At 68.8% G+C, this 10758-nt stretch carries 8 protein-coding genes; 4 read left to right on the forward strand and 4 right to left on the reverse strand.

Translation table 11 applies throughout. The features are described from left to right. The gene (locus tag ABZ345_RS45225) at positions 1-1401 is read right to left on the reverse strand and encodes a PAS domain-containing sensor histidine kinase (RefSeq protein WP_359861579.1); all 1401 of its coding nucleotides are present in this window, start codon (positions 1399-1401) and stop codon (positions 1-3) included. Next, positions 1398-2096, reverse strand: a complete 699-nt coding sequence (locus ABZ345_RS45230) for a response regulator transcription factor (protein WP_359861581.1) — start codon at positions 2094-2096, stop codon at positions 1398-1400. Before ABZ345_RS45230 ends, ABZ345_RS45225 begins: the two co-directional genes overlap by 4 nt. 171 nt (positions 2097-2267) lie before the next feature. Between ABZ345_RS45230 and ABZ345_RS45235 the strand changes: the two genes are divergently transcribed. Genes ABZ345_RS45235 through ABZ345_RS45245 form a run of 3 tightly spaced genes read left to right on the forward strand, consistent with a single transcriptional unit; the run spans position 2268 to position 4840 of the window. Then, entirely contained in the window at positions 2268-3602 is a 1335-nt protein-coding gene (locus tag ABZ345_RS45235) for a ferredoxin reductase family protein (RefSeq protein WP_359861595.1), read from the forward strand. 12 nt (positions 3603-3614) lie between these two features. Beyond that, positions 3615-4097, forward strand: a complete 483-nt coding sequence (locus ABZ345_RS45240; protein WP_359861583.1) for an FMN-binding protein — start codon at positions 3615-3617, stop codon at positions 4095-4097. 2 nt (positions 4098-4099) lie between these two features. After that, on the forward strand, positions 4100-4840 hold the full coding sequence (locus tag ABZ345_RS45245; RefSeq protein WP_359861585.1) for an FAD:protein FMN transferase: 741 nt from the start codon (positions 4100-4102) through the stop codon (positions 4838-4840). Between the two features lie 168 nt (positions 4841-5008). Here ABZ345_RS45245 and ABZ345_RS45250 read toward each other — a convergent pair whose 3' ends face one another. Beyond that, on the reverse strand, positions 5009-6043 hold the full coding sequence (locus tag ABZ345_RS45250; protein ID WP_359861587.1) for an ADP-ribosylglycohydrolase family protein: 1035 nt from the start codon (positions 6041-6043) through the stop codon (positions 5009-5011). Between the two features lie 102 nt (positions 6044-6145). Here ABZ345_RS45250 and ABZ345_RS45255 point away from each other — a divergent pair, with 102 nt between their 5' ends. Further along, positions 6146-8911 (forward strand): BTAD domain-containing putative transcriptional regulator, encoded by a 2766-nt coding sequence (locus ABZ345_RS45255; protein WP_359861589.1) that lies wholly within the window; start codon positions 6146-6148, stop codon positions 8909-8911. Positions 8912-9054: 143 nt separating this feature from the next. On the opposite strand, the gene ABZ345_RS45260 is transcribed toward ABZ345_RS45255, so the two are convergent. Beyond that, a complete protein-coding gene (locus ABZ345_RS45260) occupies positions 9055-9819 on the reverse strand; it encodes an SGNH/GDSL hydrolase family protein (RefSeq protein ID WP_359861591.1) in 765 nt (254 codons plus the stop codon). Positions 9820-10758 lie beyond the last annotated feature (939 nt).

A 10758-nucleotide genomic window follows, 5' to 3' on the forward strand; every position in this document is an offset into this window, starting at 1 on the left:
CTAGATCAGCCGCCGGGGGAGACGGATCGTGAACACCGTCGACCCCGGTCGGCTGCTCAGCTCGATCGTGCCGCCGTGCGCCTCCACCAGGGACTGCACGACGGCCAGGCCCAGGCCGCTGCCACCGCGCTGGCGGGTCCGCGAGTTGTCCACGCGGTAGAACCTGTCGAAGATCCGCTCCTGGTCGGTCTGCGCGATGCCGGGACCGGTGTCGCTCACCTGCACGACCGCCCAGCCGTCCGTGGCCCTCACCCGCACCGACACCGCGGTTCCGGCCGGCGTGTGCACGGCCGCGTTGGTCAGCAGGTTGTCGAGCACCTGCCGCAACCGGGTCGCGTCCGCGCGCATGGTCACCGTGTCGGCGTCGATCTCCAACGAGTGCGACGGACGGGCCGCGCGGAAGGCATCCCCTGCCGCCTCGGCGATCTGCGCCAGGTCGAGTTCTTCGGGGCGCAGCGGCGGTTCGGACTCGGCCGAGTCCAGGCGTGCCAGCAGCAGCAGGTCGTCGAGCAGCACGCTCATCCGGGACGCCTCGGACCGCAGCTTCTCCAGGTGCTTCTCGCGTTCGCCCGGCTCGTTGGCCGCTGCGTACCGGAAGAGGTCCGCATAGCCGCGCAACGAGGTCAGCGGCGTGCGCAGCTCGTGTGACGCGTCGGCGATGAACCGCCGCAGTCGTTGCTCTGCGGCCGTGCGCGCGGCCAAAGAAGTGTCGATGTGCGCGAGCATCTTGTTGAACGCCTCGCGCAGCTCGTCGACCTCGACGCCTCCGCCGTTGCCGTCCACGCGGACGGTGAGGTCGGCCGAGTCGGTCAGGTCGTGCGAGGAGATGTCGTGCGCGGTGTCGGCCATGTCCGACAGCGGCCGCAGACCCCGGCGCAGCAGGGCCTGACCGCCCACGACCAGCGTGACCAGGGCGGCGAGGAACGCGACCACGCTGACCGTGATCAGCTGCGAGATCGTGCCGTCCCTGTCGTTCATGGGCGCGGCGCTGACCAGCACGATCTCGTTGTCCTTGATCGGGCACGCTCGCAACCGGAACTTGCCCTGGTCGCGCAGGTACTCGGTCTCGAAGTTCTCGTTGTTCAACGACCGCTTCGCGATGGCGTCGAACTCCTCGCGGTCGTCCGGGTGCTGGTCGCCCGGCTGGGCGCGCAGCTCGCCGTCCTCCATCTTGTAGACGACCGCGAACCAGGTCGGCGGGAGCTTGGTGACCTTGCCGTAGTACTCGACGTCGTGGGACGCGCCGGTCTGGCTCATCGCCATCTGGTCGTCGAGCCGCTTGTCGAGGAACGCCTGCATCGACGACACCATGACCGCGCCGACGATCGCGAACACCGCCAGAGCCAGCGCGCCGAGGCCGAGTGCGAGCCTCGTGCCGAGGCGGAGCTGTCCGAGTTTCATTCTGCGGCTCGACGGAGCACGTACCCCACACCGCGCACGGTGTGGATCAACGGCTCGCGGCCGTCGTCGAGCTTGCGGCGCAGGTGGGAGATGACCAGCTCGACCACGTTGGAGCGACCGCCGAAGTCGTACTCCCACACGTGGTCGAGTATCTGGGCCTTGGTCAGCACCGCCGGTGAGCGGCGCATGAGGTACCTGAGCAGCTCGTACTCGGTCGGGGTGAGGGTCACCAACTTGCCCGTGCGACGGACCTCGCGCGTGTCCTCGTCCATCACCAGGTCTGCGACCTTCAGCACAGAGCGCTTCCACGACGGACCTGTCGAGCGGCGCAGCACGGCCCGCAGGCGCGCCATCAGCTCTTCGACCGAGAACGGTTTGACGAGGTAGTCGTCGCCGCCGCGCGTGAGACCCGCCACACGGTCCGCGGTGCCGTCACGAGCGGTCAGGAACACCACGGGCACCATCGCTCCGGCCGCGCGCATCCGATCAAGAACGGTGAATCCGTCCAGGTCAGGCAGCATGAGGTCGAGCACGACGATGTCCGGTTGGAACTCGGCGGCCTCTCTCAAAGCCTCCTCACCGCTGAGCGCGGTCGCGGCCTGCCAGCCCTCGTACCGGGCGACCGTCGCCACCAGGTCAGCGATGTGCGGCTCGTCGTCGACGACGAGCAATCGAACCGAGTTCCCCTTGTCCACGTGCTCATGGTGCGTCACCTGATGGCCCTCTCGCTCGATCGACAGGAAGTCGACAGCGCGCGCAAAGCGGAGCCACAGCTCGAACGCCAAGGATCGAGAACGACCGAGAACGACCCGCCAGAGACCGCCCTGACCGAGGAGCCCGCCGTGACGACCACCCTGCAGCAACCCGTGCGACCGGCTCCGGCCGGCCGTGCGACGCCGCACAAGGTGCTGGCCAAAGCCGGCCTCTACGTGTTCCTCCTGGCCAACGCGGCGTTCGTGACCTACCTGTTCAACTCGGCAGGGGTCGGCTCGAACAAGCTGGTCAACTTCGGACGGCTGACCGGTCTGTACGGCGCGCTCGCCATGGCGTTCCAACTGCTGCTGGTCGCGCGGCTGCCGTGGCTCGACCGCCGGCTCGGCATGGACAAGCTGACCTCGTGGCACCGCTGGGTCGGGTTCACGATCTTCTGGATGCTCATCGGCCACCTGACCTTCATCGCGCTCGGCAACGCGGGCTCCGACGGGCCGATCGCCGAGATCATCCGGCAGGCCACCGAGCTGGAGGGCATCCTCCGCGCGCTGGTGGCGTGGACGATCATCATGGTCGTCGGCGTGGTCTCCGCCCGCTTCGCGCGGCGCAAGCTGGCGTACGAGACCTGGCACTTCATCCACCTCTACACCTACATCGCGATCTTCCTCGCGTTCACGCACCAGGTCGCGGTCGGCAGCACGTTCCGCAAGTCCGCGCTCGCCACCAGCTACTGGTGGGGCCTCTGGGCGTTCGCCATCGGGTCTGTCGTGATCGGACGGTTGGTGCTCCCGTTCTGGCGCAACTGGCGCCACCAGTTCCGGGTCGCCGCGGTCGTTCCCGAGGCGCACAACGTCGTCTCGGTCTACATCGAGGGCAAGGACCTGGACCGGCTGGGCGCCAAGGCGGGCCAGTTCTTCCTGTGGCGCTTCCTCACCAAGGACCGCTGGTGGCAGGCCAACCCGTTCTCGCTGTCCGCGGCGCCGAACGGCAAGTACCTGCGGCTCACCGCGAAGGCACTCGGTGAGGGCAGCGCCGACATCCGCAACATCAAGGTCGGCACCCGCGTGTTCGCCGAAGGCCCGTACGGCGCCTTCACGACCATGCACCAGACCAGGCCGAACGCGCTCCTCGTCGCGGGTGGTGTCGGCGTCACGCCGATCCGCGCGCTGCTGGAGGAGATCAAGGGCCACGTCGTGGTGCTCTACCGGGTGAGCGACCCGCGGGAAGCCGTGCTGCTGCGCGAGATCGAAGGCCTCGCACGGGCCAAGGGCGCGGTGTTGCGCCTGGTCACCGGGTCGTCGAAGACCATCACGGCGAACGGTCCGTTGCTCGGCCCGAACAACATCGCCGCGCTCGTGCCGGACGTGGAGGACCGCGACATCTTCATCTGCGGCCCGAACGGCATGACCGACGCGGTGGTGCGCAGCCTTTCCGAACTGGGAGTGCCCAACAACCAGGTCCACGCCGAGCGCTTCGCGCTGGCCAACTGAGAGGTCGACGACGTGAAGAGGGCAATTCCCGTTCTGGTGCTCAGCGTGGCGGGCCTGGTCCCGGTCTGGCTGTACTCGCCGGGCCCGGCTCACGAGGGCGAGATCAACGAGGCCGCCGCCGCACCGGAAACCCAAGCGCAGACCCAGCAGACCGCGCCGCAGACCACCAGCGCGGCTCCCAAGACGTCCGGGGCCGCACCGACGACCCAGCAGCAGCAACAACAGCAGCAGACTCAGCCCAGGACCGTGTCCGGCAAGGCGGTGAACACCTCCGAAGGCACCGTGCAGGTGCAGGTCACGCTGCAGGGCACCAAGATCACCGACGTGAAGGCGTTGCGGGCGCCCAACAGCGAACCGACCAGGATGGCGCTGCCCATCCTGAAGCAGGAGACGCTCAAAGCGCAGAGCGCGGACATCGACACGGTGTCCGGTGCGACCGCGACCTCGCAGGGCTACAAGCAGTCGCTCCAGTCCGCCCTCGACGGGGCGCAGTAGTCGTGTCCGTGCGGCGCGTCGAGCAGATCATGGGCCTGCCGATCTCGGTCGACCTGCGTGACGGCGACGCCGCACTGGCCGAACGGGCGTTCGCGTGGTTGAGGGAGGCGGACGCCCAGTTCTCGCCGTTCAAGCCGGACAGCGAGGTCTCCCGGCTGGACCGGGGCGAGCTCACCAGGGAGGAGCTCACCCCGGACCTGGTCGAGGTCCTGTCGTTGTGCGACTGGTACGAGGAGTCGACGGGCGGCGCGTTCACGGCCAGGGTGCCGGGACGCGGGCTCGACCCGTGCGCGGTGGTGAAGGGCTGGGCCGTGCAGCGCGCCGCCGATCTTCTGCGGGAGGGCGGCGCGTCGGCGTTCTGCGTCAACGCCGGAGGCGACGTCGTCACGGCCGGTGAGCCCGAGCCCGGAAAGCCTTGGCGCGTCGGCGTTCGGCATCCCGACATCGCTGATCAGCTGTGCGTCGTGCTCGGCGTGCGGGACGGAGCTGTTGCCACGTCAGCGTTGTACGAACGCGGCCAGCACATCCTGGACGGTCGTACCGGTCAGCCCGTCTCGGGAATTCTGTCGGTCACGGTTTTCGCGGATGATCTCGCCATCGCCGATACCACTGCCACAGCAGCGTTTGCGCTGGGCAGGGACGGGATCGAGTGGGCAGCGGCGCAGGAGGACTGCGAGATCTTCATCGTCGATGAAGATCGCAAAGTCTTCCGCAGCCCTGGACTTCCGGTACACATCTGTTAACATGCCCGCCCAACGGAGCTTCGACTCCGGGGCACGGATTTCGTTGATCAAGAGCTGGATCGGCTCTCGCGCTCGGGGCAAGACCCGGCCTGCTGTTGACCAACTACTCGTGCGAGAGGGCCTGTCGGCGCGCGAATTCGGGAGCGCGCACCGACAGGCTCTCTCTGTTTATGCGTAGCGGTCTTCGTTGAAGTCGAGGTTCACCGCGGAACAGCCCAGGTCGCGGCCCATCGCGTCCAGGACGTCCACCAGCTCCAGGCCGCTCAGCCAGTCGCGGGGCAGCGCATCGGTGCCGTGCAGCGCGCCGAGGACGTTGCCGGTCAACGCCGCCGTGGCGTCGCTACCGCCGGAGTGGTTGGCCGCAGCGCGCATCGCGTCCACGAACTGCACGGGCTTCGGATGCGTGAGCACGGTGTAGACCGCGATCGCCAGCGCCTCGGGGCCGGTCCAGCCACTGCCGAGCCGGTCGACGCGCACGGACGACGAGCCGTCGTGCTCCTCGGCCAGCACCACGGCACGCGTCAGCACCGTCGCCGTGTAGGTGTCGTCGCGCAGCACACGGCCGATGACCTGGTCGATCGCCTCGCGCAACGGCCTGCCCTTCACGGCGAGCAGGTGGATCAGCAACGCCAGCGCGCCGCCGGACACCCAGCCGCCCGTGCCGCCGTGGGTGAGTGCCGCGAACCGGCAGCCCAGGTCGTACGCGATCGCCGCGGACGGTGCGAACCCGGCGGGTGCGGTGCGCGTGACGCCGTTGCAGCCGGACGACTCGTTGTGCGGGTTCTCCGGAGTGGACGGAGTCTCCGCCGCGAGCGCGCGCAGGCAGGTCAGACCCGGCGAGCGGCTCTCGTACAGTCGTTCGTCCGCGAGCAGCCCGCTCGCACCCCGTTCCGGGGCCGGTTGCTGCTGGGTGACGAGCCAGCGCCGGTAGCTGTGCCACACCATCTCCGACGGCTCCCACTCGCCGGTGCGTTTGCCGCGCACCCAGGCGCGCAGGTAACCGTCGGCGGTGAAGAGGGTCAGCTGGGTGTCATCGGTGAAGAGCGCGGGCTTCGGTGGTGCGAGCACACCTTCGGCGCCGTGTTCGCGCTGGATGTCGGCCCAGCCGAGATACTGCACCGGCGCGCCGAGCGCATCACCGAGAGCGCCGCCGAGAAGACACCCGGCGCCGCGGTCAACCACGGAGTTCCGATCTCGCGGCACCCGTGAACAGTAGCGTCCCGCGAACTTCAGCCGTACTTGTATCTGAGACTCGGGCGTGCACACCTGTTGAAGTGACAAGGTCAGCGGGCGTGAGGGAGGGGCATGCGGAGCAAAACCGGACTCGAGTTCGGCGTGCTCGGTCCACTCCAGGTGCTCGCGGACGGCCGGCTGATCCAGCTGGGCCGTCGTGGCATGCGCGGACTGCTGGCCATGCTGGTCGTCGAGGCGAACCGACCCGTCTCGATCGACCAGATCGTCGACGCGCTGTGGACGGAGTCGCCGCCCGCCACGGCGCGGACGATCGTGCACGGGTACGTCTCGCGGCTGCGCAAGGTGCTGGAGGAGGCCGACCCGTCGGGCTCCGCGACGATCCGCACCACGCCCACCGGGTACCAGCTGACCGTCGACCCGTGGCGTCTCGACCTGCACCGCGCCCGGCAGCTCGTGGCGTCTGCTCGTGGCAAGCCCGCCGCCATCAGGGCGGGCTTGCTGCGCGAGGCCCTGGGGCTGTGGCGCGGGCCGGTGCTCGCGGACGTACCGGGCGACCCGATGACGTCGGACCTGGAAGAGCTGCGGCTGTCGGCGCTGGAAGAACGCATCGACGCCGAGCTGGAGCTGGGCCGTCACCTGGAGCTCGTGGGCGAGCTGCGCGGGTTGTGCACCGAGTACCCGTACCGGGAGCGGCTGGTCGCGCACAGCATGCGGGCGCTGTACCGCTCCGGTCAGCGGGCCGACGCTCTTGAGGCGTACCAACGGTTCCAGCGTCGCGCGAGCGAGGAGCTCGGCATTGATCCCGGGCCGCAGCTGCGGTTGCTGCAGGAACAGGTGCTGCGTGACGACCCGGCGCTGAGCCTGATCGGACCCGTCGAGTCGCGTCCCGTCGCGCCGCGCGCGGGGATCGTGGCTCCGGCCTTGTTGCCGGCCTCTGCTTCGCGTTTGTTCGGCCGTGACGACGACAGGGCGTGGCTGGACAACGTCTGTGCCGCCCGGAACCTGCTCGGCACGACCGTGGCCGTGCTGACCGGCGCGCCTGGCGTGGGCAAGAGCGCCTTGGCGATCACGTGGGGGCACGAGAACTCCGAGATGTTCCCGCACGGCGTGCTGTTCGCCTCGCTGGGCGACACCGAGCCGGGCGAGGTGCTGACCAGGTTCCTGGTGGCGCTGGGGGTGCCGGCGGACGGTGTGCCGGTCGGCGTGGAGGACCGCGTCGGGCTGTACCGGTCGTTGCTGAACCGGCGGCGCGTGCTGGTGGTGCTGGACGACGCGACGGGCTTCGAGCAGGTGCAGCCGTTGCTGCCGCCGGGTTCGGGCTCGGTGGTGCTGGTGACGTCGCGTTCGCACCTGGAACGGCTGGTCGTCACCAACAGCGCTCGGGTGCGCAAGCTCGGCCCGATGGACGACGACGCCGCACGTGAGCTGGTGGACGACGTGCTGGGCAGGCCGTTGTCCTCGGAGGACCCGACGGCCGCCCGGAAACTCGCTGAGCTGTGCGGTGGGCTGCCGCTGGCGTTGCGCGTGGCCGCCGCGAAGCTCGTGATCAGTCCGGACTGGACTGTCGAGGAGCTGGTGGGGGAGTTGGCCGACGACGGGCACCGGCTGCGTGGCTTGGACCTACCTGAGGCAGGCGTGGGGGTGTCGCGGGCGCTGGACCTGTCGACCCGCGACCTGCCGTCCGAACTCGGCGAGGTGTTCACCTCCGTCGGCCTGGCGCCCGGCCGCTGGATGTCGTCGCACGCCGTCGCCGCCCTGACCCGGATCCGGCTCGACTCCGCCCGGTCGCGGCTGGCGCAGCTCGTCGAGGTGAACCTGCTGGTCGAGCCGTGGCCGGACGGGTTCACGATGCACGAGCTGGTCCGGCTGTACGTGCGGGAAGCGGGTCGTGCGGACCTGGACTCGTTGCGGCGCCTCGTGAACTACTACCTCGTCGCGTGCGACCGCGTCCGCCGTGCCATCCGACCGGCGCGGGACGGCCTGGACTTCGCGTTGGGGGACAACGGTTCCACGTCGTTACCGGCGTTCGGTGACCCGATCGCCTGGTTCGACCAGGAGTGGCCCAACATCGTCGCGGTCGTGCACGCGTCCGCCGAAGCGGGCCTGCACGACCAGGTGTGGCAGCTGGTTCGGCTGCTGCACCCCTACGCGACCGTGCGCGCGCTCACCGGGGAGTGGGTCGCGTTGGTCGGGTTCGGCCTGGCCGCGGCCGAGGTGACGGGGAGCCGCCTCGGCCAGGTCCTGATGCTGGACACGACCTACACGACGAACGCCCGGCTGGGACGACCCGTCCTGCTGCCGGACGCTCGCCGCGCGCATCGGATCGCGACCGAGCTGGGCGAGCGCCAGTACCTGGTGCTGACGCTCGCCCAGCTCGCGGACGTCCTGTTCCGCCTGAAGCACCACGACGAGGCGTTGCTGCACTTCTGGGAGTCGGTGCAGCTCGCGCAGCAGTCCGGTGACGTGGTCGGGGAGGGCCACGGGCTGAACAACGTGGCACAGGTGGAACAGGCCCGCGGACGCGTGGAAGTGGCGTTGCAGCACCAAGCTCACGCCGTCGACGTCTACCGGCGCTCCGGTGACCAGGTCGCGTTGATCCGCGGTCTCGCGAACCTGGCCGAGCTTCACCTGCAGGCCGACTCGCTGGACCAGGCCGAGTCGCTCGCGCGTCAGGTCGTCGACCAGGCAGCCGTCGCCGGGGTGACGTACCTGGAGGGTTTCGGACGCCACGTGCTCGGCGGGGCGCTGCTCCGGCGGGCGGAATGGGTTGCTGCGGCAGCGGAATTGACTGAGGCGCTGCGCCTGTACTCGCAGGTCAACTCGGCTCGTGCGGTCGAGGTCCGCGCCGCTTTGGACTCGCTGTCGTCCGAGGTTTAGCGGGTGTTTAGTCGTCTGGTCCCAAAACATGGGATGTTGGATGTGCAGGCCGCCGATTGGGGGATTACCGAGGGGGTAAGGCGCCTGCGTTGAAGAAGGCCCGACCGGCATTCGGGGGAGAGTGCCGGTCGGGCTGTCTCTGTCTACTGGTAGTTCTCTTCGGTGCACCGGGCCAGCGGCAGCAGCTCGGGCCGCTTCGGCACCAGGCCGTCACCCATCGACTCGCCCCGCAGCGTCCGGCCGATCCACGGCACCACGTGCTCGCGCGCCCACTTCAGGTCGGCCTTGCGCTGGGTGACCCAGTCGGTCTGCTGCAGTGCCGGCCAGGGCGCGTCCCACGAGTGGTCGTCGATCAGCCCGAGGACCTCCGCCGCCCTCAGCGCGACCCGTTGGTGCCCCTCCGGTGACAGGTGCAGCCTGTCCTCGCTCCACGCGCGGCGGTCGTGCAACGCGTGCATCGACCAGAGATCGACCATGCGGCAGTGGTAGCGCTCGGCGATCGACCACAGGTGCGTGTTGTAGATGGCGATCTTGCCCCGCAGGCTCCTGAGGAGCGGCGTCGACCGCGTGTCGAAACCCGTGAAGATCACGACGTCGCTGCCCGACGCCCTGAGGTCGGCCACGGCCACCTCGTAGACCTCGGCGAGCGCGTCCGGGTCGCTGTTCGGGACCATGATGTCGTTGCCGCCACCGCAGAACGTGACGAGGTCCGGTTTGAGGGAGATCGCGAGCGGCACCTGCTCGTCGATTATCTCCTGCAGCATCTTGCCTCTGATCGCGAAGTTGGCGTACCTGAAGTCAGGCGCCTTCTGGGCGATCATTCCGGCCAGGCGGTCGGCCCAGCCCACGTACGTGTCCCCCGGGCCAGGGTCGTCCATGCCTTCGGTGAAGCTGTCCCCCAAGGACACGAGACTGTTCCATCGCAGCAGCACAACATCCCCCTACTTCTTGCGACTCCCTGCCTCGCCGGACCGTGCTCGGCCCCGCGTGGCCTTGCCCCGCCCGCGGCTCCCGTCACAGGCGACTGGTTAGCATGCATAACCAACCACCGGTTACGCCACCGTCGGTTACGGCATCGTAAGTTTTGTCGCTGTGGGTGATGATTCTTTTACCACTCGATCGAGCGAAGCTTGAGGGTGATCCGGGGGATTCGTCTTATTTCGCCTTCGGTGGTCGCTACCTTCTGCCGGGTGCGTTCTGGTTTGCCGCTTCCTTCCATTTCGCTTGGTGTCGCGCTTCTCACAGTCGGGGTGCTGGCTGGGGTTGCTCTCTCGGCCGGCGTGGTGCCGGTTCCCGGGGCTGGTGCTGATGCTCCCGTTGAGCCTGAGATTGCGCAGGTGGGAGGGGATGAGCCTCCTATGGAGTTCGCTCCTGGGCCGTCTTCTGTGCGGGTTCCGCCTAGGAGTTCTGCGGCTCGGGTTGTGGTCACTCCGCCGCCGCATTCGAACCCGGTTGTTGTGCCGGAGGCTGGTGAGCCTCGGAGCAGTGTGGTGGGGACGACTGTTGTGCCGTCGGTGGGATTGCCTTCGTTGTCGGCCGAGTCGTTGCCTAGTGAGGCTTCATCGGCTGTCGTGGAGGGCTCTAGTCAGCCTTGAGGGGCGGATCCGCGGCTTTGTCGGTGGGGCGCGTTGCGTTGAGCGAGTCACGTTCCGTGCGATCCGCGACTTCGTGGGTGGTCACCTTGCGTTGGGTGTGTCACGTTGCGTGCGTTTCGCGACTTCGTTGGTGGTCACCTTGCTCTGGGCGAGTCACGTTTAGGGCGCGGGGCTCCGCCCCGGACCCCGCCAATCTGATCAAAGACCGGCCAGCGCCGCTTGCGGGTTGATGGCACGCCTGTTGCGTTCGGC

Source organism: Lentzea sp. NPDC005914, assembly GCF_040629405.1.
Lineage (GTDB): Bacteria > Actinomycetota > Actinomycetes > Mycobacteriales > Pseudonocardiaceae > Lentzea.